This is a genomic window from Janthinobacterium sp. BHSEK, assembly GCF_056174685.1.
In genome coordinates, this window is sequence record NZ_JBWBYV010000050.1 from 1 (window position 1) to 20,648 (window position 20,648).

Sequence of the window (20,648 nt, forward strand, 5' to 3'; positions counted from 1 at the left end):
ACCCCGGAACTTTGCTTTTGGGGTGAAAAGGACGCAAACTTACGGCATTACTGCCAGAAGATCAATCAATGCTACTCGATTCCATCCGCACCCAGCTCGATTCGCTCTCCAAGTCGGAGAAAAAGGTCGCGCTGGCCGTGCTTGACCAGCCCAACCAGACGGTCAGCCAGAACATCACGGCGCTGGCGAAAAGCGCGCAGGTGTCGGAACCGACCGTGGTGCGCTTTTGCCGCACCCTGGGCTATGACGGCTGGCATGAATTCAAGCTGAAACTGGCGCAGGGCCTGGCCCTGGCCATGCCGGGCGCGAACGAGCAGCCGGCGCAGGACGACCTGGCGGCCGACCTGGTAAATAAGATCTGCAGCCGCTCGATCAACACCCTGCTCGACCTGCGCAACAACCTGAACCCGGAAGCGATCCAGCGCGCGCTCGACATCCTGTCGCGCGCCAGCAAGATCGAATTCTATGGCCAGGGCACGTCGGGCATCGTGGCGGCCGACGCGCAACACAAATTCTTCCGCTCGGGCGTGCCGACGGTGGCCTACAGCGACCCGAACATCCACAGCATCGCGGCGGCCCTGCTGCGCGGCGGCGACTGCCTGGTGGCCATCTCGCAGCGCGGCAACAGCCCCGCCCTGGTCCGCTCCGTGAAACTGGCGCGCCGCGGCGGCGCCGACGTCGTCGTGCTGGCCCCATCGGGCACGCCGCTGGCCGACCTGGCCACCGTGCTGATCCCGATCGACCTGGTCTTCAACACCGACCCCTACACCCCGATTTCCGCCCGCCTGGCCTACCTGGTCGTGATCGACGTGCTGGCAGTGGGCCTGGCCCTGCAGCGCGGGCCGGAATTCCGCAAGAAGATGCAAAATGCACAAAAGGCGCTGCAGGAATTCGACATGCAATTCGATTCCTTCATCGGCTGATCCTCCATCGGCGCCAGCCACGCCGGAGCCGTTCCTTATCCGAACATCTCCATTGGATCAGGATGTCTCTTCCTTGATCTCACATGGGGAACCGGTACCCGCGGCAGCCTTTGCATCGCAAGACCGTCCCATCATCCGTGTCTCTAAGAATTGGGATCCTTTGGTTTCCCATGGTGACGTATCGGATGAGTTTTGCTACCTCCTCCTGCATTGGACACAACCACTCTCACCTCGTCGTTGGGGAAAAAGTGCATATAGATATCTCCCGGCTCATCGTATTTTTCCACTTCCACCATTTTTTCTTTGACAACATCGGTATGCCCTTCAGGCATATTCCATCGCACCAGCACCATCATTCCCGGATACCATACCCGCGGGATGGATGCGCAGCAAACTTCGGCTCCCCCCGCTCCCCACCTGGCCATATTGGCTCCTCCCGCCCCATCAACCGATGCGGAATAAATATACTTCCCCGTATGGTTGACAATACCCACCTGCGCCGTCGCGGTAGGGCTTGGGCCGGCCTCATCAACCTGCCTGGCCTTGAGGGCGCAGCCGCTCAGCAGCAAGGCCGTGCCAAGATACATAATCCATTTCATCATTTTTCCTTTTATCAAAGTAAGCAGTCGAAGAAACAAGGCTAGGCAGCCGAGCGCGCCTGCCAGAAATCGTTGGGCAGCGTGTCGAGCTCGGACAGGTAATTCGCCCCCTGGCGCGTGCGCCGCAACAGGCTAGCCATAGCAGGATGCAAGGTAAAATCGTCGGCCAGCATCAAGGCCAGGGCGCTGAAATGCTGACGCTGGCCTGCCGCCTCGATGCCGCTGGCGCTTGCCACTAGTAAATGCCGCGCCACGCGCGCGTGGCACTCGGCTGGGGTGCCGGAATGAAACAGGTCCGGCTGCACATCATGCAGATTGGCCAGGATGGCGTCGGCTTCGGCGATATCCACCAGGGCGGCAAAGGCGGTGTCGCCGAGGGGGAATTTATCAAATTCCGCAGAGGCGGGCTTGGCCTCTGCCGTGCCCTGCCAACTGACCAACGAACCATCGCGCCGCAGCGACCACCAGCGGTAGATGGGGCTCAGCAAATGCGCAGACTGCGTTTCAGTCAAGGCTGCCAGCAGGGCCGGCAATATGCGCGTATCGGCCCAGCGCACGGGTAGCTCCATGACTTAGCTTGCCTTACACCGTCTTCGCTTGCTCCACCGCATCGGCAGATCTGTGCTGGGCCATCGCGATACCGCGCTGTTCCTTGTGCAAAACAGGCTGCATACCCGCATACTGAGCGCCCGACGGCTTGAAGCTATCCGATCCCATGTAAATCCGCCGGAAACGCAAGTAGCCACCGCCCATGAGTTTGCTCTCGCGTCCGCCCTTGTCCGGCTCGATCGCATCCATTTCATTTTCGGTGCCTTTGACCGCTTTGTATCGCAGCAATTGCTCTTTTTCAGCCTTGCTCAAATTATAGGGATTGGGTTTACCAGGGTCGGCATCCTGTCCGCTCTCCCAGTCACGGGCTCGCTCTTCCTGCGCCAAAAGCAATTCCAGCGCATACCACAAGTCGGGAATGTCTTTCCCCAGCGGTTTGAACCACGCGCGCGAGTCATGTACGAACTGTTCAAAAAAATTGCTTACTTCGGCAGGTAGCGCCGGTTTGTCCCAAAATTCGGCGATAGGTTTCCATTCGGGATTACGGGGTTGCCCTCTACTGTTGCTCGTGCGCTGGTCGATGCGCCACTTCTCAAAGCTAGCAACCTCTTCCTCCAGCTCTTTGTCCGCCATCGTGAGATCAGTAAAATCGAATTTCCCGCTTTTATAGCTTGTTGCCAGATTCTTGACATTCGGCAAATCTCCCATCTTGCCTAGCACTTTCTTGCGCCACTGTATGTACAGCATGTGCTGGAATTCCATGACCCTATGGAGCCGCAATGATGGCTCAGCTCCTTGCTGCGCATGGCAAAAGCCGATATACGCATTGAAGGTGGCTATTGTGCGCGGATCGATGCGAAAGGCCCGCTTCGTCTTTTCACTGGCCTCTTCCAGCTTCAGCGGCACCCCGGCCACGCGCGCCGCCCGGTACATCGTGGCCAACGTAATGCGCGACATCAAGTCGCCTCCGCTTGGATCTGTACCGCGCCCTTGTTCTTGCGGCAAATAGCCGCCTCCGATGTCCGAGTGAACGCCAGGAAAAACAATTTCCGTGCAATTGGCGGGAATATTGCCCAGGTGAGCAACGGAGTCCAAGGGAAAAGACCGGCGCACTTCATGCGCCGAGACCAGATGCAGGCACTTGCTTGGCCCCGGTGCCGTGGGTATTTTGAGCGACACTTCGGTGTCGGCCCAGCCACCATGTCCGTCCACCACCACGTTCAGGAGGGGTGCTGAAGCCGCCAAGCCAATCGAAGCGACGGTATCGAACAGGCCCATAAAGTCAAACGTCACCTCAATAGTGCCAAGACTCAGCTCGCGTTTGGCTCCCTTGCTAGCGGTCAGTTGCGCATCGAGCTTGCATAACCAGATAAACCAGTTGGCAAACGCGCGCGCTTCGGCCGCGCCGCGTGAAAAACCGAACATCGACACGAAAATATTGATCACCGTGCCTTTCTCTGCGTCTTTCCCCGGCGCCCCAACCGGCACAAATGGCCGCAAATTGCTGTGCAGCTTTTGCACTGCTTGCGTAAAAGCGCTCACCAGCGCCGGTGAAGGCTGCACTTTGCTGGGCAAGCTGAGCGTATTGAAGTCCTTTTTAAACGTCTTATCATCCACCAAGGGGGTATCGGTATAATATTTGTGTACATTATTGAGTGCTTCCACCAATGCCCAGATGATGCGATTCTCGCCCTTGTAGGCGAAGGCCAGGCCGCGTGCCCGGTCGCTGGTGAGGACGCTAAATCCCTCGCCCGTATCGCCAACCTCGTCGAAGCGTGTACCGACCCCGGGGACGTAGGTGCGAAAGTAACTTTTGTGATATTTTGTTTCCAGGTCCGGCCAGGCCTCGCTGCCATGCGTATCTTTACCGCCGGGAAATGCACTATACAAACGCGCCACATTGCTGTGCGAGTGAAACGGCACATCCCGCTTCATATTATTGTTGGTGCCGTCGAAGAAGAAACCGAAAAACAGATTCGCATCGCATGAGGGGGGAAAGCCTGGGTCAGGGCATTCACGAGCTTTGGCAGATTTAACAATTTCTTTCATCTCACCAATTCCGTCAAAAAAACGGTCATGATCAGACGGGTCAATTTTTTCAATGGAATAAATTTTTGACAAGAAGGCAGTCATGGATTTCCTTCCAGACTTTGGATGAGCTTTCTTTGGAATTCAATTATTTCTTGAGTCTCCTTTATGTCATCAACTGACATAACATTGACGTCACGCAACAATGTCCTTTCCAGCGTAAGTAATGTCGCTTTTTCCCTCTTCAATTTCTGCCTACGGCGCTCGTCCCGATACTCCTTCGTCGGCACCGGATACCCCTTGATTTTCCCCGGCCACTCCGGTCGGCTCGGTCCATAATGCGACACCACGGCCCCCACGCTGCCATCTACATAGACGATCAGCCAGATATCGCCCGCCTTCCCATCCGGATACGGGGGAACACTGACCGTCGCGCGATGAAAGGTCGGGTCGGGGGACAGCTGATAGACCACCACCACCTTCAAATCCGCATGCCACTTTTCCGGCACGCTGAAACAGCATATCGATCCGCCCTGCCCGTATGGACGGATCGAATCGCCACCGCCGCCGCTGTTCGTATTGCCCGGATTTTCAACCGCGATGTAATCGACTTCGCGCGAAGAATAATTCAGCGCCTGAATGCTCGCGGCCATGGCCACACCGGGTAAACATGCGGCCAGCAAGACACCTCGCCGCAGCCACCGTCTGAACAAGATAATCATGACTTTGTCTCCACCAATAAGGTCGGCACATCGACAGAGGATTGCTCCGTCATCCAAAGTTCAAACAGCGCAGCTGGCGTTTGCGCCCGTGCAGATTCAGCTAGCCAGGATGCCAGTTGCGGCCGCGCTTCCAGGCCTGGGTTTTCGAGGCCAAATATGCATACGTCAAATCGGTCTGGCAGTGCTTCAAGCCGCGCATGATCGGCACAACCCAGCCAATATTCGACCAGGGCATGGGCCTGTTCTGCAGTATGGGGCTCCAACAAGCGAGGGCTGGTCGCGCGCACTTGGAACAGGATACCGTCGCCTTCCGCCGCCCGCATCAGTTGGGCGCATTGCTGCTCGCTTAACGATATTCCAACCGCGGCCGGAAGCGCCTCATCAGGCAAAGTCAAATCACCCCACTCGCCTTTGCGGGTGACATATTGCCAATGGTATGCCGGCCCGCAAAACTGGCCCAACTGCTGCGCCGTCAAGGTCTTGAAAAGCTGCGGCAAAATGCGGGTATCGGCAAACGACAATGCCACCGTATAGTCTGCGGCATCAACGATGCACCAAGCGGCCAAACGGGCCGCCAGCTGTTGCAACGGCTCCGGCGTGACAATAAAACTAAGCGCGGGATGAGCATTGGTTTTCTCAAGCAGCCGTTCCCAGGTAAAACGGCCTGCATCGTTAAATTCAACCAGCAGCGGCGAGATGGACAAAGTTTCTTCATTCGCACTTGGCGTACTGGCAAACAACGCCTCATATCGCAGATGCTGCGCGCGCTGAAGCAATGGATAACACGACTCGTCAAAAACACCATCGACCAGCGCATAAAGGTGCGCGTCGGGAAATTGGCAGCGAAACGCCTGCAAGCGCGTGTGCAATGACGCTTTCCAATCGGCGGGAAACATATTAATACTCACCTATTCATGCTCCTCTAACGGTTGTTTTTTGCCAATCATTCATTCACCATAGAGAAAGGCGAACCTGATTCGGCTGCGTTAAGCCTGCATCGTTTGCATATGGAGCGAGAAAATCTGGGCAATGGATAAGCGAGCCGTGTCGGCCCGATAAAACTCTTCTTGCCCGCAAATATGGTGATCTTGCCAGGACACTGGATGGTGATGTTCCCGCCCTCGATGGTGATGTTGGCGCCGCCCGCCGTCGACAGGCGGAGGCTTTTCGCCGCCGCCCAGTCCACATGCGCATTGGCGCTGATGACGTTGATCTCGTCGCGCGCCTGCACGTTGAGCACGTCGGCCTGCGCCTGCACGTCGATAGATTGACTCGCGGCAATCATCTGCAGGCCGATATCGTTCTCGCCCGCCTTGACCACGCCGCCCAGCACGCCGATGGCCTGGCCCGCGTGCACGCGCCACTGGCCGCCACCGGTGAATTGGGTATCCTGACCGCTCATCATGGTGACGGTTTCGCCGCTGGCCAGTTGCATATCCTGCCCCGCGACAACGCCCAGTCCGGCCCTGGCGGCAATCGCGATGATGGCGTCCTTTGTGTGCGGCAACTGTTCATGCATGCCGGAAACGCTGGCCAGCAACGCTTTCAAGGGCGCCGCCTGGTCGTCGAGTTCGCTGGCATTCGGCGCGCTGGCGCCGACATGGCTGGCGTAGGCCACCGTCTGGTGCGTGGCGGCAGCCTGGCTGAACGTTTCGCCCAGCAGCACCGCCTGTTTCATCAGCGCGACGCCGCCGGCATTGTCGCCGGCCGGATCGCGTTGCGCGGCCTCGTGCCGGAGCACATAGCTGCTCACCAGCAAGCCCGCCTTGGCGCGCAGCGCGCCATACGCATCGGTGCGCAGCTCGGCGCCGGCGCCGCGCAGGCTGCCCCGGTAGTTGTCGGCGCCGTGGAGCAGATGACCCAGGTTCAGTTCGCTGGCCGCGTGGCTGCTTTTCAGCTGGATGCGTCCCTGCTGGTCGGTGTCGTCGAACAGTAGCTGGTTGTAGCCGGCCATGCCGCCCGCCTTGCCGAATTCCTTGCTGCGGATGCCCCATTGCGCGCTGGCATTCCGATGCGCCGCGCTGCTGCCCGCGGCGCCATGCCACAGCGGACTGTTGCCGCCCGCCACATTGCCCTGGCCCGCGATGGCGTGGTCGTGCGCCGGCTGGAACACGCCGGCGTCGTTTTGATCGCGCGCCATGCCGCCCGGCGTCGGTACGCTGCCGCCCTCGCCCTGGCCGTTGTACAGCGCGCCAATGATGATGGGCCGGTCGATATCGTTTTCCAGGAATTGCACCAGCACTTCCTGGCCGATGCGCGGCAAAAACTGGCTGCCCATGCCGCCGCCGGCCGCGCGCTGCGCCACCCGCACCCAGCAGGTCGCGCCCGTCTCCCGCTGCCAGTGAAAGCGGATGCGCACCCGGCCCAGCTTGTCGCAGTAAATCTCATCGGCGCCGCTGGCCACGTCATTGCCGTCGGCGCCGACGACGATGGCGCTCTGGCTGCCCAGGGCCGTCGGCGTGGCATGCTGGCGCGCATCTTGGCCATCGTGCAGCGGACGCCATGGCGTGCCAGCATCGATCATCTCGATGCAGTTGGCATAACCGCTGGCTTGCGCCTGGGCAATCGCGGCGGCGACATCGGGAAACCCTGCGCCCCACTGCGCCACGGTTTCTTCCAGCAATTCCGGCAGCGGGCCGAACAGTTCCGCCAGTCCTTCCAGCGCCGGCAGCGGCAGGTTGTTGACGCCGATGCTGGCCACGCGCAGCACGACATACTCGGGCGCAGCACCGTCGGCTGGCGGCAATGGTCCCTGCGTCAGGGTAAAACGCGTGCCGGCGCGCAGGGTGCGCACGGTCGAACGGGCTTGCCACAGCTGGGCGCGCGCTTCGTGGGCCTGCATCCGCAGCTGCGCGTAGCGCTGCGCCTGGGCGGCGCTGGCGTACCAGTACTGGCCCGGCGTATCGTAGCTTTCCAGCACCGGCGCATTCTTGCCGCCAAGTGCCATGTTGGTCGGCACGCTGGCGGCGACCGCCTTCTTCGCCTTGTAATCGTAGCTGAGCACGCTGCTCAAGCCCACCTGCAGGCTGCGCCGCGCGCGCAAGGCCTGCACCGTGTCGCCCGGCTCGCCGACGCGCGCGCCATGGAAGCGCAAGCCGCCGCCTTGCGCGCTGCTGGCGTCCTCGGGCGTGGCGCAAGCCTGGCTGCTGTCGGCAAAGACGAGCAAGGTCTGACCATCAAACCGCCAGGCCAGCCCTTCTTCCGTCAGCAGGCGGCGCACGAAATCATAGTCCGATTCGCGGTACTGGCAGCAATAGCTGCGTTCGCCAGCGTCCTGCATGAATGAGGCGACCTCGTCGCTCCAGCGCCACCGCGCGTGCGGCGCATACGCCGACAATACCGCGTCGACGATGGCCGTCACGCTCTTGTCTTGCCAGACGCGGCTGTTACGGGTCTGCGTCAGCAGCCACAGCCACGGCGTGATGCGCAGCCGGTAGCGCGCCAGTCCGCCATTGCTGCCCAGCATGGCGGCGGCGCTGATGTAGCCGGAAAACGGCGTGCGCGTGCCGTCGGCCAGGCTGATCTGCAGGCTGGCGGGCTGGCCCAACAGGGACGCCAGCGCGACATGGGCGCTGGTGGACAAGGCGATGATGTCGCGCGCGCCGACTTCCTGCAGCCGCTCGTCGGCGGCAAAGGCTTCGACCAGCAGGCCGCTGTCCTGGTCATCCTTGCCGATGGACAGTGCATACAGACGTGTCGCGCCGTTGAAGGCGCCTACCATGCTAACGATATCTTGTGTCAAAAGATGCTCTTCATCTGGAGTGTGGCATCGCATATTGCTTATAAAAACAATGTGCAAATTAAACAAGTCCAGGCAATTATGCGCGAGTTCTTAAAAAAGCAAGATTCAATTGAACAAGTAATGCACAGACAAGACAATAGTGGGTCCCACCTGCGATGGATTCGGTACAATACTTCGGCAAGCCCCTTCACTCTTTCCCGTGCAGCCATGAACCAACTCGAACAACTGAAGCAATTTACTACCGTGGTGGCCGACACCGGCGACTTCCAATCGATCCAGGCCTACACGCCGCGCGACGCGACGACGAATCCGTCGCTGATCCTGAAGGCCGTGCAGAAGGATGAATACAAGCCGCTGCTGGAAAAGGCCGTGCGCGACCATCCGAACGCCTCGACCGCCGAGATCATCGACCGCCTCTTGATCGCGTTTGGCGTGGAAATCCTGCAAACCATCCCCGGCCGCGTCTCCACCGAAGTCGATGCGCGCCTGTCGTTCGACACGGAAGGCACGGTCGCCAAGGGCCGCGACCTGATCGCCCTGTATTCGAACGCCGGCATTGCCCGCGAGCGCGTGCTGATCAAGATCGCCTCCACCTGGGAAGGCATCCGCGCCGCCGCCATCCTGGAAAAGGAAGGCATCCGCTGCAACATGACCCTGCTGTTCTCGCTGGCCCAGGCCATCGCCTGCGCCGAAGCGGGCGCGCAGCTCATTTCCCCGTTCGTCGGCCGCATCTACGACTGGTACAAGAAATCGACGGGCATCGACTATGTGGGCGCGGAAGACCCGGGCGTGCAATCGGTACGCCGCATCTACAATTACTACCGCAAGTTCGGCTACAAGACCGAGGTAATGGGCGCGAGCTTCCGCAACACCTCGCAAATCCTCGAACTGGCCGGCTGCGACCTGCTCACCATCAGCCCCGACCTGCTGCAAAAGCTGGCCGACAGCGATGCGCCCGTGGAGCGCAAGCTGAGCGCCGAAGCGGCGCCATCGACCAACATCGTGCAGATGTCGCTGAACGAGGAAGCCTTCCGCTTCATGATGAATGAAGACGCGATGGCGACGGAAAAACTGGCCGAAGGCATCCGCGCCTTCTGCGTCGATTCCGGCAAGCTGAAACAGATGATCGCGGCGCTGCGTTAATTCCGGCACGCGTAAAAAAAGCGGCGTTCGTGCATTGCACGGCGCCGCTTTTTTATTTTAGTCGTCCTCATTGCCCCAAGGCGACTGACAGCACCATTGCGAGCGGCCGCAAATCACGACGCGCAGCAGGTGCCGTCAGGCGTCATCAGGAGCAGCGGAAGGTGGCCACGCCCTGGTAATTGGCGCCATTCGCCAGCTGCGCCTTGTAGGCCGCGATCAGCAGGTAGCGGCCAGCGCCGCCGTCGCCCAGCATCAGCTGCGCGCCCGTGCCGTTCGACAGGTAGCCGCCGGTGATGCTGCTCGACGCCGCCGACGCCATGCTGGTCGACGCACTCACCTTGCCCGTGCTGCCGCCGGCGCTGGCGTCGATGGCCAGTACAACCTTGGCGCCGGAGGCATCGAACGACACGCTGGCCGTGCCGCTGGCCGTGCCGAAATTGGCATCCGAGGACACGTTGGCGCCACCCGTGTAGGCAGGCGCCGTGAACGTGCCCGCATCGCAGGTCGGCGTGCCGCTGGCTGGCAGCGCAGCGAGGGCATTGTAGGCAACGTAATGGGCGCTGGCGTTATTGCCAGTCAGGCTGGTAGCGCCAAAGGCGTTGGTAAACGTCCCCTTGAACCAGCGGCCCTGCGCAAAGGCAGCGTCACCGCTGATTTCGCGCGTCACGGCCGGATTGCCGGTGAAGACGATGCCGTTGATGTCGCTCAGCGCGCCCGACGCATCCTGCACCAGCGTGCCGGCCTTGCCGCTGCTCTGCAAGCCGATTGCGGTAAAGACAAAGCGGGCGCTGTCGCCCTTGACAAAGCGCGCGCTGACGGCGCCCGTGTTGTCGCCGGTGGCCTTTGGCACGACGGGTACGACGGGTACGACCGGCGCCACCGGATCGGCAGGCTTGGCCGTATTCACGGCAACCGCCGTGTCGGATGGGGAAGAAGAACCGCCACCGCAAGCGGCGAGCGAAGCGGCGATCAGGGTCAGAACAAAAGCGTGATTCAGTTGCATACGATTCCAATAAAAAAGCAAGACATAAGGAATCCTTGGCACATGCCAAAAATTCAACGTCCAATATTATGCAACATTTCTCAAGAGAATGGTTGCCTGAAAGAAATTTATTAATGCTAACAATGCGACCATCACGCGCGCATCTGTGTCGTGACGCCGCGCTGGCGGTAAAATACCTGGCTACAGGCCGCCAGCGACTACTCATGCAATCACCGATCACCATCCGCCTGGGCCGCCGCGCCCGCGCCCGCATCGCCGACCACGGCTTGCGCGCGCTTGACGTCGCCATCGTGCCTGCCGCCGCGGGCGGGCCGAAAGGCTTGATCCTGCACCAGCTCGATTGCTGGCTGTTCGGCGACTTCCTGCGGCAAGCGCCGCGCCCGCGCCAGTTCGTCGGCGCCTCGATCGGCGCCTGGCGCATGGCCGCCGCCGTGTTTCCCGACCCGGTGGCCGCGCAGCGCCGCCTGGTGCGCGAATACGTGGGCCAGCGCTATCCCGACAAGCCCGCCGCGGCGCACGTGAGCCGCACCTGCCGCGCCCTGCTCGACGCCGTCCTCGATGGCCAGGACGCGCAGCTGCTGCGGCATGCGCAGCACAGCCTGTCGGTGCTGGCCGTGCGCGGCATCGGCGCGCTGGCGCAGCCAGGCAAATGGCGCGACCGGCGCGGCTTCGTGCTGGCGGCCGCCGGCAACGCCGTGGCGCGCGCGCGGCTGGCCGCCTCGCTGGAACGCGCGGTGTTCCATGCCGGGCCGGACGGCGCCAGCTGGCTGCGCTCGCGCTTCGACGCCTTTCATTCGCATTTCGTGCCGCTGGCGCAAGACAACCTGCGCGACGCGCTGCTGGCCTCCGGCTCCATTCCGCTGGTGCTCGACGCGGTCACGGACATCGCCGGCGCGCCGCCCGGGCGCTACTGGGACGGCGGCCTGGTCGACTATCATCTGCACCTGCCCTACCAGCGCGAACCCGACCTGGTGCTGTACCCGCACTTCGCCGACCATATCGTGCCGGGCTGGCTGGACAAGGCCATGCCCTGGCGCCGCGCGCGCAGCGGCGATAGCGCACTCGACAACATGATCCTCGTCTCGCCCTCGCCCGGCTTCGTGGCCAGCCTGCCCAACGGCAAATTGCCGGACCGGCGCGACTTCTCCCATTACGGCCAGGACCATGCGGCGCGCATGCGCGACTGGCGCCGCGCCATCGCGGAAAGCGAGCGCATGGCGGCCGCCTTCGCCCGCTGGGCCGAGCGGCCGGACCTGCGCCAGGCGGGCGAGCTGTAGCACGGGCGTGGCTGCAACAGGCGCAAAGACAAGCGCGCTTTTCCCTCGCTTCTTGGTCACTTATCAGTGCATACTATGTCGCACAGGCAATCTTTAATCCCTCTGCGACAGGAGTTCCGACCATGCACGCCCTCTCCCACCTCCGTATCGGCACGCGCCTGGCTGCAGGTTTCGCGCTGGTGCTGCTGCTGTCCGTGATTTCCACCTCGTACGCGCTGTACAGCGCCCACGTGAATGCCGAAGCGACGCGGCAAATGATGGAAAAGCCGCTGGCCAAGGAACGCCTCGTATCGGACTGGTACGTGCTGATTTACTCGGCCATCGCACGCACCTCGATGATCGCCAGGAGCACGGATGAAACGCTGTCGAACGTGTTTGCCGAGACCATCGCCGACAGCACCAAACAGGGCGGCGAACTGCTGAAGAAAATCGAGACGCTGCTCGACAGCGACGAGGAAAAGGCCATCTTCAAGGCGTCCATCGCCGAACGTGTCAAGTACCAGGATGCCAAGACCCTGGTGATGAATGCGCGCAAGGCCGGCAACGCGGCGCAGGCGGAAAGCGCCTACCGCGACAGCTTCGCGCCGGCCGCCGCCAAGTACCAGAACAACGTCAAGGCCCTGCTGTCGCAGCAGCGCCAGGCCATCGACACGACGGCGCAAGCGATCGAGGCAGCCAACGGGCGCAGCTTCACACTGCTGCTGACCTTGTGCGCGCTGGTGGTGGCGCTGGGCAGCGTCTGCGCCTGGCTGATCACGCGCTCGATCACGCAGCCGTTGAAGGCCGCCGTGAAGGTGGCCGAAACGGTGGCCGACGGCGACTTGCGCACGCATTTCGGCACGCCTGCCAGCGATGAAATCGGCGACCTGATGCGGGCGCTGCACGGCATGAACGAGGCGCTGCGCAAGGTGGTGTCGGAAGTGCAGACGGGCACCAACGCGATCGCCACGGCGTCGGGCGAAATCGCCGCCGGCAACCAGGATCTGTCGGCGCGCACGGAACAGCAGGCCAGTTCGCTGGAAGAGACGGCATCCTCGATGGAGGAACTGACCAGCACCGTGAAGCAGAATGCGGACAATGCGCGCCAGGCCAACCAGATGGCGGTGGCCGCCTCCGGCGTGGCCGAACGGGGCGGCAGCATCGTCAGCCAGGTGGTCGACACCATGGGCGCCATCGATACGGCATCGACGAAAATCGTCGACATCATCGGCGTCATCGACGGCATCGCCTTCCAGACGAATATCCTGGCCTTGAACGCAGCCGTCGAAGCGGCGCGCGCCGGCGAGCAGGGGCGCGGCTTTGCCGTCGTCGCCACGGAAGTGCGCAGCCTGGCGCAGCGCTCGGCCGCCGCGGCGCGCGAAATCAAGACCCTGATCGGCGACTCGGTGGAACAGGTCAACAACGGCACGCGGCTGGTGCAGCAGGCCGGCAGCACCATGGGCGAAGTGGTCGACAGCGTGCGCCGCGTCACCGACATCATGGCCGAGATCACTGCCGCCAGCGCCGAGCAAAGCATGGGCATCGACCAGGTCAACCAGGCCATCGCGCAGATGGACCAGGTGACGCAGCAAAATGCGGCCCTGGTGGAAGAAGCGGCAGCGGCAGCCGAAAGCATGCAGGACCAGGCGGCGCGCCTGGCGCAGGTGGCGGCAGGCTTCCAGCTCGAGCACGTGGCCACGGCGGCGCCGGTGCGCGCCGCGCGGCCGGCCAAGGCCGCCATTGTCACCACGAAAAAACTCGCGCCACGTCCATCCCTGGCCGCAGCCGGCAAGGCCACGGCCGGCAAGCCGGCGGCCCCCAAGACAGCCGGCGCCGCGGCGCACAAAACGCCATCGCACATCGCCGGCGAGCAGGACTGGGAGGAGTTTTAAGCGCGATGATCGCCGCCGCCGATACGCCCGCCGCGGGCCGCTGAAAGTATTTGACAGCGGCGGCCGGCGCGCCGATACTGGTTTCAGGTGGGACTGGCGCGCCACCGCGACATGAGACAGCCGGCGCCTCCAGGGAGAGACCATGCGCCCCTATCTTGTTTTCGCCCCTTGCTTCAAGCGCCTGGGCGCCGCCCTGCTCTGCGGCGCTTTGGCGGCCTGCAGCGTAGCACCGCCCGTCAGCCTGCCCCCCATCTTCAACGACAGCGATTTCGCGCCCGCCGCCGCCATCGACGCCAGCCAGGTCTTTGCCATCGACGAAACCATGCGCCAGTATGTGCGCACGCAAGTGCGGCGCGAAGCGCGCAACAAGAATGACCGCGCGGCCCTGTATGACGCCCTGTACGACAAGAGCAGGCTGAAACTCGAGTACGATGCGGCCATGACCCGCAATGCGCGCGAAACGTTCGCCGCGCGTCAGGGCAACTGCCTGTCGCTGGTGATCATGACGGCGGCGCTGGCACATGAAATGGGCTTGCAGGTGCGCTACCAGGAGGTGCTCGGTGAAGAAAGCTGGAGCCGCAGCGGCGACATGTATTTTGTCGCCGGACACGTCAACCTGGTACTGGGCCAGCGGCTGGACGACAAATCCGGCAGGTACGATGCCAAGGGCATGATGGTGATCGATTTCCTGCCGTCCGCGGAAATGGGCGGCTACCGCACGCGAGAACTCGACGAAGCGACCGTGCGCGCCATGTACATGAACAACCGCGCCGCCGAAACCATGAGCGAGGGCCAGCTGAACCAGGCGTACTGGTGGGCCCGGGCAGCGCTGCTGCAAGACCCCTCGTTCAGCGGCGCCTACAACACCCTGGGCGTGATCCAGTTCCGCCATGGCGACCTGGCGCAAGCGCGACGCACTTTCGCCCATGCGCTGACGCGCGCGCCGGACAACACGGTGCTGCTGTCGAACCTGGCGCAGGCGCTGGAAGCATCCGGCCTGCCCGAAGAAGCACTGCCGCTGCGCCGGCGCCTGCTGGCGCTGCAGCCGCAGCCGCCCTTCCACTACTTCAACCTGGGCAAGGCGGCCATGCAGCGCAACGATTACGTCCAGGCGATACAGCTGTTTTCACGCGAAATCGCGCGCGACCCGTACTACCACGAATTCCACTTCTGGCTGGCGCAAGCCTATGCGCGCCTGGGCCAGATGGAGCAGGCCGGCAAGCAGCTGGAACTGGCGATGAACAACAGCACCACGCGCGGCGACCATACTCTGTATGCGGCCAAGCTGCAGCGCCTGCGCGCCGTCACCACGCATTAATCTTCCAGGAACATCTGCTGCAGGTCGTTCAGGAAGCACAATCCCCGTTCCGTCGGACGGATGAGCTGGTGATCGCGGTACAGCAAGCCTTTCGCTTCGGCCGCATTGAGCGGCTGCTCGATGGCGTTGAGGGCCAGGCCCGTACGTTCGGCGAACAGGTTCGGCGCAAAGCCCTGCGTCAGGCGCAGAGTATTGAGCATGAATTCGAAGCCCATTTCCTCGCGCGCCAATTCACGCTCTTCCTGCACCGGATTACCGGCCAGTACCGCGTCCATGTAGGCGCGCGGCTGCTTGTAGCGGGCCTGGCGCAGCACGCGGTGCGGGAACGAAATCTTCGAGTGCGCGCCCGCGCCGATGCCGAGATAATCGCCAAATTCCCAGTAATTGCGGTTGTGGCGTGCCTGGCGGCCCGGCTGCGCATACGCCGACACTTCGTAGCGGCCGTAGCCCGCCTGCGCGGCGCGCGCGGCCACCATGTCGGCGATGTCGGCGCTCTCGTCGTCGTCCGGCAGCACGGGCGGATACTTGGCGAACAGGGTGTTCGGTTCCAGCGTCAGGTGGTACAGCGACAGGTGCGGCGGCGCGAACGACAGCGCCGTTTCCAGGTCCTGCCGCGCCTCGTCCAGCGTTTGCGTGGGCAGCGCGTACATCAGGTCGAGGTTGAAATTGTCGAAGTTGGCGTGCGCGATCTCCACCGCGCGGCGCGCCTCGTTGTCGTCATGGATGCGCCCCAGCGCCTGCAGGTGGCGGCCATTGAAGCTCTGGATGCCGATCGACAGGCGGTTGATGCCGCTGGCCCGGTAAGACTTGAATTTTTCCGCCTCGAAGGTGCCCGGATTGGCTTCCATGGTGATTTCGCAATCGGGCTCCAATGGCAGCAGGGTGCGCACGTCCGACATCAGCCGGTCCAGGCCCGCCGCCGACATCAGGCTGGGCGTGCCGCCGCCGATGAAAATCGTGTGGATCTTGCGGCCCCAGATCAGCGGCAGCGCCATTTCCAGGTCCAGCCGCAGGGCCGCCAGGTATTCGGCTTCCGGCAAGTCGCCGCGCACCTCGTGCGAATTGAAGTCGCAATACGGGCACTTTTTCACGCACCACGGGAAATGGATGTACAGCGACAGCGGCGGCAGCGCCGTCAGGTTCAGCGCGCCCGGCTGCAGGTACTTCAGGGCCGCCCCGGCCGCACCGGAAAGGCCTTCCTGCGGCGCGGGGGCGGCTCCGGGCCTGGCTGCGGACTTGGCAACGGCGCCCACCAGTTTGATCGGGATCATCGCAGCTTTTCCACCAGCGCGCGCAGGGCCTGGCCGCGGTGCGACAGCGCGTTCTTTTCATCGGACGTCAGTTCGGCCGCGCACTTGCCCAGCGCGGGAATGAAGAAATGCGGATCGTAGCCGAAGCCGCCATTGCCGCGTGGCGTGGCGATCATCTCGCCGTTCCAGCGACCGTCGGCGATCACGGGCTGCGGGTCGTCCGCATGGCGCACATACACCAGCACGCAGTAGTAATACGCGGACTTGTCGGCATGCGCCTCGAGGTCGGCGATCAGCCTGGCGCTGTTGGCTGCGTCCGATTTCGGCTCGCCCGCATAGCGGGCCGAGTACACGCCCGGCGCGCCGCCCAGCGCATTGACGCACACGCCGGAATCGTCGGCCAGCGCCGGCAAGCCCGTCAGGCGCGACGCGTGGCGCGCCTTTTGCAGGGCGTTTTCAACGAAGGTGTGGAACGGTTCCTCGCTTTCCGGTACGTCGTACTCGCCCTGGGCGTGGACGGAAAAACCGATGGTCGAGAGCAGCTCGTTGAATTCCTTGAGCTTGCCGGCGTTGTTGGAGGCGAGGATGAGGCGTTGGGTCATGTCAGTAGTCCGGTTGAAGTGCCGACATTGTAAACCTTTTGCGCTCCCCTCACCTTCGCCCGCCGCCGCGCTCAACGGCGGCAGGTGTGGGCTTTTTGCCCGGCGCGGCGGGCAATGACATGTAAATCCAGGTAAAGATTACATGCCGAGAGCTTGCTTTTGCAGCGCGATCAGGTCGGCGATGCCGCCCTGCGCCAGGTCCAGCAGGCGGTTCATGCCGGCGCGGTCGAACGCCGCGCCTTCGGCCGTGCCCTGCACTTCGATGAAGTGGCCCGCTTCCGTCATCACCACGTTCATGTCCGTGTCGCAGCCGGAGTCTTCGACGTAGTCCAGGTCCAGCACCGGCATGCCCTGGTAGACGCCCACCGAGATGGCGGCGACGAAGCTTTTCACGGGGATGGCGGCGATCGCGCCGCGCGCCTGCAGCTGGGAAAACGCGTCATACGCGGCCACCATGGCGCCCGTGATCGAGGCCGTGCGCGTGCCGCCGTCGGCCTGGATCACGTCGCAATCGAGGTGCAGGGTGCGTTCGCCGAACGCCTGCAGATCGAAGGCGGCGCGCAGCGAGCGGCCGATCAGGCGCTGGATTTCCTGCGTGCGGCCGGACTGCTTGCCGCGCGCCGCTTCGCGGTCCATGCGCGTATGCGTCGAGCGCGGCAGCATGCCGTACTCGGCCGTCAACCAGCCCTGGCCCTTGCCCTTCAGGAAACCCGGCACCTTGTCTTCGATGCTGGCGGTGCAGATGACCTTGGTGTCGCCGCACTCGATCAGCACCGAGCCTTCGGCATGCTTGGTGTACTGGCGGGTGATGCGGATGGCGCGCAGCGCGTCAACGGCGCGGCCGCTCGGGCGGGATTCGAATGTCATGGGGATGTCCTGTGTGATTGGGGTTGCGGCAGCGATTCTACCACCGTGCGCCCGTCTATTTGCAGTCATGCAACAGCGCCGGACCCAATGGCGGGCGGTGCACACATGATCCCTACAATCCTGCCCCGCCAAACACAATTTTCTTTACAATGCCGTAAAACGCACACTATTCAGCAATTTTCAGGCCATCGGGCACTTCGGTCCTGTTTTGCGGCGCGGGCGGTATTGCCTGCGCTGGCTGATTAAGTGTATAAGTGACTGTATACAAGATCAAATCGGGGAATCCTTTGAGCATTTCAAGCATGACAGGCTACGCGGTTGCCACCAGCGAAGGTGCTGCAGGCACACTGACAATTGAAATCAAGAGCGTCAACTCGCGCTTTCTCGACCTGCAATTCCGGATCAACGACGATCTGCGGGCCCTGGAGCCCGACTTGCGCGCCGCCGTCATGTCCGCCATCACGCGCGGCAAAGTCGAGGTACGCCTGAGCTTTGGCCGCAAGGCTGCGACCGCCGGCACACAGGCGCTGAACGTGCCCCTGCTGGCGGAACTGGCGCGCCTGCAAAACGAAGTGGGCCAGCATTTTGTCTCCGCCCCCGTCATGACGGTGGCTGAACTGCTGCGCTGGCCTGGCGTCATCGAAGAAGCGCAAGTGGGACAGGAGTCGCTGCAGGCGGACGTGGGCGCGCTGACCAAGCGCACCGTGGCCGCCTTCGTCGACAGCCGCAAGCGCGAAGGCGCCGCGCTCGAAGCGGTGCTGGTGTCGCGTATCGAAGCGATGGAAGCCATCGTCAAGCGCATCACCCCCTTGATTCCGCAAGTGGTGGCGGCCTTCCAGCAAAAAGCCATCGAGCGCATGCAGGATGCGCTGGGCCTGGCCAGCCAGGGCTCGAATTCGGCCCTGTCGCGCCAGGACGCCATGGAACGCATCCGCCAGGAAGTGATCCTGTACGGCATCCGCATCGACGTATCGGAGGAACTGGCGCGCCTGTCGGCCCACCTGGGCGAAACGCGCCACATCCTCGCCAAGGGCGGCCAAGTGGGCAAGCGCCTCGACTTCATGATGCAGGAACTCAACCGTGAAGCCAATACCTTGGGCGCCAAGGCCTCCGTCAAGGAGCTGGCCGATGCCTCGATGGACTTGAAGCTGCTGATCGAGCAGATGCGCGAACAGGTGCAGAACCTGGAGTAAGCGCTCCGATCTCAGGCCAGGCGCGTTGCGGCGCGCCCCCTGTCGCTGGCGGCGATGACGACGCAGGCGACAAACAGCACGATGCTGTATTCGACGCCGCCGGCGCCATGCTCGCCCACGAACCAGCCCTTGGCCGCATGCACGATGACGATGCCGCCGATGCAGATCAGCATCAGTCCGGCCGCCGCCCAGCGCATGTATTTGCCGGCGATGAGCAAACTGCCGCAAACGATCTCGACGGCGGTAATCGCCCACACCACGGCCAGGCCATAGATAAATCCCTTGTCTTCCAGGAAACCGGCAAAACGGGGAATGGTGCCGTTGGCGATGCGCGTGACGGCGTGCGCCATGAACATCACGGCGATGGCCACGCGCAGCAACAGCATGGCCTGGGCAACACTGAGGAACGGGAAATTTTTCATGCGCGCATCCTGTCGATAAAATAGTTATCAAGAAAAAAGCATTCCAAATTAAATAACTATTTCCTCAAGATAACAAGCAAAATATGCGCAGGCGCGGCGGCCAGGCGCATCGCGGGGCTGGCTCGCCGCCTTGCCTCTTGGTAAAATACCGAATTGGGCGGCGCCCATGCAAGCGCACACGCCGCCATCACACGCATATGGAAAGATCCGCATGAGCCACCCTACCGCCTTCTCCGGCAGCCTGTTCGTGGTCGCCGCGCCATCGGGCGCCGGCAAATCGACACTGGTCAATGCATTGCTGGCGCAAGAGCCCGGCATCAAATTGTCGATCTCAACCACCACCCGCGCACCCCGTCCGGGCGAGCAGCACGGCCGCGAGTACTATTTCACGACGGCGGAAGACTTTGTCGCGCGCGCCGACCAGGGCGAATTCCTGGAATGGGCGGAAGTGCATGGCAATTACTACGGCACTTCGCGCATCATGGTGGAACAGCAAATGGCCGCCGGCACCGATATCCTGCTGGAAATCGACTGGCAGGGCGCGCGCCAGGTGCGCAAGCAATTCCCCCGCGCGGCCGGCATTTTCATCCTGCCGCCATCGATCGACGCACTGGAAGAACGCTTGAACAAGCGCGGCCAGGACGAGCCGCACGTGATCACGCGCCGCCTGCTGGCGGCCGGCGGCGAAATCGCACACGCTCCCGAGTTCGAGTATGTTATTATCAATGAAGAGTTTACGGTCGCTTTGTCCGAACTGAGCGCGATCGTGAGAGCGGCCCGTTGCCGGTTTGCGCAACAAGCGGCCCGCAACGCATCGCTATTCGCCCAGCTGGGCCTGCACGCAGAGTAAAAACGCTGCAACGGCACGCCAGTTCACACAGCACCACGCAAAAATTTTAGGAGTTACTATGGCCCGTATCACAATCGAAGATTGCCTGAAGCAGATCCCTAACCGTTTCCAGCTGACCCTGGCTGCGACCTATCGCGCACGTCAGTTGCTGCAAGGCCACACCCCTAAGGTGGAAGCCAAGGACAAGCCTACCGTCGTCGCACTGCGCGAAATCGCTGCCGGTAAAGTCGGCATCGAAATGCTGAAAAAGGTCCCGATGTAAGTGGGAACCCGCGTGCCGGAACAGTGC

Annotated in this window: 19 protein-coding genes; 8 read left to right on the plus strand and 11 right to left on the minus strand. The window is 62.6% G+C overall.

What is annotated here, in order from left to right; all coding sequences use genetic code 11:
- The first annotated feature begins 68 nt into the window (after positions 1-68).
- The gene (locus AC0V2Y_RS18030) at positions 69-923 is read left to right on the plus strand and encodes an SIS domain-containing protein (protein ID WP_034750862.1); all 855 of its coding nucleotides are present in this window, start codon (positions 69-71) and stop codon (positions 921-923) included.
- A 143-nt stretch (positions 924-1,066) separates the two neighbouring features.
- Here the strand turns inward: AC0V2Y_RS18030 and AC0V2Y_RS18035 are convergent, their stop codons facing one another.
- Genes AC0V2Y_RS18035 through AC0V2Y_RS18060 form a run of 6 tightly spaced genes read right to left on the minus strand, consistent with a single transcriptional unit; the run spans position 1,067 to position 8,542 of the window.
- Positions 1,067-1,525 carry a DUF3304 domain-containing protein gene (locus tag AC0V2Y_RS18035; RefSeq protein WP_475416867.1) on the minus strand — a complete coding sequence of 153 codons (459 nt, stop codon included), beginning with the start codon at positions 1,523-1,525 and terminating at the stop codon, positions 1,067-1,069.
- 38 nt (positions 1,526-1,563) lie between these two features.
- The gene (locus AC0V2Y_RS18040) at positions 1,564-2,091 is read right to left on the minus strand and encodes a hypothetical protein (RefSeq protein ID WP_475416866.1); all 528 of its coding nucleotides are present in this window, start codon (positions 2,089-2,091) and stop codon (positions 1,564-1,566) included.
- 13 nt (positions 2,092-2,104) lie between these two features.
- Positions 2,105-4,204 carry a T6SS phospholipase effector Tle1-like catalytic domain-containing protein gene (locus AC0V2Y_RS18045; protein ID WP_475416865.1) on the minus strand — a complete coding sequence of 700 codons (2,100 nt, stop codon included), beginning with the start codon at positions 4,202-4,204 and terminating at the stop codon, positions 2,105-2,107.
- Complete coding sequence (locus AC0V2Y_RS18050; RefSeq protein ID WP_475416864.1) at positions 4,201-4,821, minus strand: DUF3304 domain-containing protein; 621 nt, start codon at positions 4,819-4,821, stop codon at positions 4,201-4,203. The genes AC0V2Y_RS18045 and AC0V2Y_RS18050 overlap by 4 nt, the downstream gene beginning before the upstream one ends.
- Positions 4,818-5,717 carry a DUF4123 domain-containing protein gene (locus AC0V2Y_RS18055; RefSeq protein WP_475416863.1) on the minus strand — a complete coding sequence of 300 codons (900 nt, stop codon included), beginning with the start codon at positions 5,715-5,717 and terminating at the stop codon, positions 4,818-4,820. The genes AC0V2Y_RS18050 and AC0V2Y_RS18055 overlap by 4 nt, the downstream gene beginning before the upstream one ends.
- A 47-nt stretch (positions 5,718-5,764) precedes the next feature.
- On the minus strand, positions 5,765-8,542 hold the full coding sequence (locus AC0V2Y_RS18060; protein ID WP_475416862.1) for a type VI secretion system Vgr family protein: 2,778 nt from the start codon (positions 8,540-8,542) through the stop codon (positions 5,765-5,767).
- A 228-nt stretch (positions 8,543-8,770) separates the two neighbouring features.
- On the opposite strand from AC0V2Y_RS18060, the gene tal reads away from it, so the two are divergent.
- Entirely contained in the window at positions 8,771-9,706 is a 936-nt protein-coding gene (gene tal, locus AC0V2Y_RS18065) for a transaldolase (RefSeq protein WP_099666887.1), read from the plus strand.
- 145 nt (positions 9,707-9,851) lie between these two features.
- On the opposite strand, the gene AC0V2Y_RS18070 is transcribed toward tal, so the two are convergent.
- Positions 9,852-10,709, minus strand: coding sequence for a hypothetical protein (locus AC0V2Y_RS18070; RefSeq protein WP_475416861.1), 858 nt, complete (start codon positions 10,707-10,709; stop codon positions 9,852-9,854).
- Positions 10,710-10,912: 203 nt separating this feature from the next.
- Between AC0V2Y_RS18070 and AC0V2Y_RS18075 the strand changes: the two genes are divergently transcribed.
- From AC0V2Y_RS18075 to AC0V2Y_RS18085, 3 genes are all read left to right on the plus strand, one after another.
- Positions 10,913-11,986 (plus strand): patatin-like phospholipase family protein, encoded by a 1,074-nt coding sequence (locus AC0V2Y_RS18075; protein ID WP_475416860.1) that lies wholly within the window; start codon positions 10,913-10,915, stop codon positions 11,984-11,986.
- 122 nt (positions 11,987-12,108) lie between these two features.
- Positions 12,109-13,857: a methyl-accepting chemotaxis protein gene (locus AC0V2Y_RS18080; protein WP_475416859.1), complete on the plus strand. Its 1,749-nt coding sequence runs from the start codon at positions 12,109-12,111 to the stop codon at positions 13,855-13,857.
- Positions 13,858-13,999: 142 nt separating this feature from the next.
- Positions 14,000-15,175, plus strand: coding sequence for a tetratricopeptide repeat protein (locus AC0V2Y_RS18085; protein ID WP_475416858.1), 1,176 nt, complete (start codon positions 14,000-14,002; stop codon positions 15,173-15,175).
- Here AC0V2Y_RS18085 and hemW read toward each other — a convergent pair.
- From hemW to rph, 3 genes are all read right to left on the minus strand, one after another.
- Positions 15,172-16,446, minus strand: coding sequence for a radical SAM family heme chaperone HemW (gene hemW, locus AC0V2Y_RS18090; RefSeq protein WP_475416857.1), 1,275 nt, complete (start codon positions 16,444-16,446; stop codon positions 15,172-15,174). The genes AC0V2Y_RS18085 and hemW overlap by 4 nt on opposite strands.
- On the minus strand, positions 16,443-17,027 hold the full coding sequence (rdgB, locus tag AC0V2Y_RS18095) for an RdgB/HAM1 family non-canonical purine NTP pyrophosphatase (RefSeq protein WP_475416856.1): 585 nt from the start codon (positions 17,025-17,027) through the stop codon (positions 16,443-16,445). Before rdgB ends, hemW begins: the two co-directional genes overlap by 4 nt.
- A 138-nt stretch (positions 17,028-17,165) precedes the next feature.
- Positions 17,166-17,894: a ribonuclease PH gene (gene rph / locus AC0V2Y_RS18100; RefSeq protein WP_046685905.1), complete on the minus strand. Its 729-nt coding sequence runs from the start codon at positions 17,892-17,894 to the stop codon at positions 17,166-17,168.
- 302 nt (positions 17,895-18,196) lie between these two features.
- Here rph and AC0V2Y_RS18105 point away from each other — a divergent pair, with 302 nt between their 5' ends.
- Positions 18,197-19,087 (plus strand): YicC/YloC family endoribonuclease, encoded by an 891-nt coding sequence (locus tag AC0V2Y_RS18105; protein ID WP_326456708.1) that lies wholly within the window; start codon positions 18,197-18,199, stop codon positions 19,085-19,087.
- 11 nt (positions 19,088-19,098) lie between these two features.
- Here AC0V2Y_RS18105 and AC0V2Y_RS18110 read toward each other — a convergent pair whose 3' ends face one another.
- Complete coding sequence (locus AC0V2Y_RS18110) at positions 19,099-19,509, minus strand: DoxX family protein (RefSeq protein WP_475416855.1); 411 nt, start codon at positions 19,507-19,509, stop codon at positions 19,099-19,101.
- Between the two features lie 211 nt (positions 19,510-19,720).
- On the opposite strand from AC0V2Y_RS18110, the gene gmk reads away from it, so the two are divergent.
- Entirely contained in the window at positions 19,721-20,359 is a 639-nt protein-coding gene (gene gmk / locus AC0V2Y_RS18115; protein ID WP_080753685.1) for a guanylate kinase, read from the plus strand.
- Positions 20,360-20,417: 58 nt separating this feature from the next.
- A complete protein-coding gene (rpoZ, locus tag AC0V2Y_RS18120) occupies positions 20,418-20,621 on the plus strand; it encodes a DNA-directed RNA polymerase subunit omega (protein ID WP_010400723.1) in 204 nt (67 codons plus the stop codon).
- Positions 20,622-20,648 lie beyond the last annotated feature (27 nt).

Excerpts from the sequence above, each read along its gene's own strand:
- AC0V2Y_RS18085 (WP_475416858.1), top strand. The coding sequence starts at position 14,000 with ATGCGCCCCTATCTTGTTTTCGCCCCTTGCTTCAAGCGCCTGGGCGCC.
- rdgB (WP_475416856.1), bottom strand. The coding sequence starts at position 17,027 with ATGACCCAACGCCTCATCCTCGCCTCCAACAACGCCGGCAAGCTCAAG.
- AC0V2Y_RS18070 (WP_475416861.1), bottom strand. The coding sequence starts at position 10,709 with ATGCAACTGAATCACGCTTTTGTTCTGACCCTGATCGCCGCTTCGCTC.
- AC0V2Y_RS18035 (WP_475416867.1), bottom strand. The coding sequence starts at position 1,525 with ATGATGAAATGGATTATGTATCTTGGCACGGCCTTGCTGCTGAGCGGC.
- tal (WP_099666887.1), top strand. The coding sequence starts at position 8,771 with ATGAACCAACTCGAACAACTGAAGCAATTTACTACCGTGGTGGCCGAC.
- AC0V2Y_RS18045 (WP_475416865.1), bottom strand. The coding sequence starts at position 4,204 with ATGACTGCCTTCTTGTCAAAAATTTATTCCATTGAAAAAATTGACCCG.
- AC0V2Y_RS18040 (WP_475416866.1), bottom strand. The coding sequence starts at position 2,091 with ATGGAGCTACCCGTGCGCTGGGCCGATACGCGCATATTGCCGGCCCTG.
- AC0V2Y_RS18075 (WP_475416860.1), top strand. The coding sequence starts at position 10,913 with ATGCAATCACCGATCACCATCCGCCTGGGCCGCCGCGCCCGCGCCCGC.
- rph (WP_046685905.1), bottom strand. The coding sequence starts at position 17,894 with ATGACATTCGAATCCCGCCCGAGCGGCCGCGCCGTTGACGCGCTGCGC.
- rpoZ (WP_010400723.1), top strand. The coding sequence starts at position 20,418 with ATGGCCCGTATCACAATCGAAGATTGCCTGAAGCAGATCCCTAACCGT.
- AC0V2Y_RS18110 (WP_475416855.1), bottom strand. The coding sequence starts at position 19,509 with ATGAAAAATTTCCCGTTCCTCAGTGTTGCCCAGGCCATGCTGTTGCTG.
- AC0V2Y_RS18050 (WP_475416864.1), bottom strand. The coding sequence starts at position 4,821 with ATGATTATCTTGTTCAGACGGTGGCTGCGGCGAGGTGTCTTGCTGGCC.
- AC0V2Y_RS18060 (WP_475416862.1), bottom strand. The coding sequence starts at position 8,542 with ATGGTAGGCGCCTTCAACGGCGCGACACGTCTGTATGCACTGTCCATC.
- gmk (WP_080753685.1), top strand. The coding sequence starts at position 19,721 with ATGAGCCACCCTACCGCCTTCTCCGGCAGCCTGTTCGTGGTCGCCGCG.
- AC0V2Y_RS18080 (WP_475416859.1), top strand. The coding sequence starts at position 12,109 with ATGCACGCCCTCTCCCACCTCCGTATCGGCACGCGCCTGGCTGCAGGT.
- hemW (WP_475416857.1), bottom strand. The coding sequence starts at position 16,446 with ATGATCCCGATCAAACTGGTGGGCGCCGTTGCCAAGTCCGCAGCCAGG.
- AC0V2Y_RS18055 (WP_475416863.1), bottom strand. The coding sequence starts at position 5,717 with ATGTTTCCCGCCGATTGGAAAGCGTCATTGCACACGCGCTTGCAGGCG.
- AC0V2Y_RS18105 (WP_326456708.1), top strand. The coding sequence starts at position 18,197 with ATGACAGGCTACGCGGTTGCCACCAGCGAAGGTGCTGCAGGCACACTG.
- AC0V2Y_RS18030 (WP_034750862.1), top strand. The coding sequence starts at position 69 with ATGCTACTCGATTCCATCCGCACCCAGCTCGATTCGCTCTCCAAGTCG.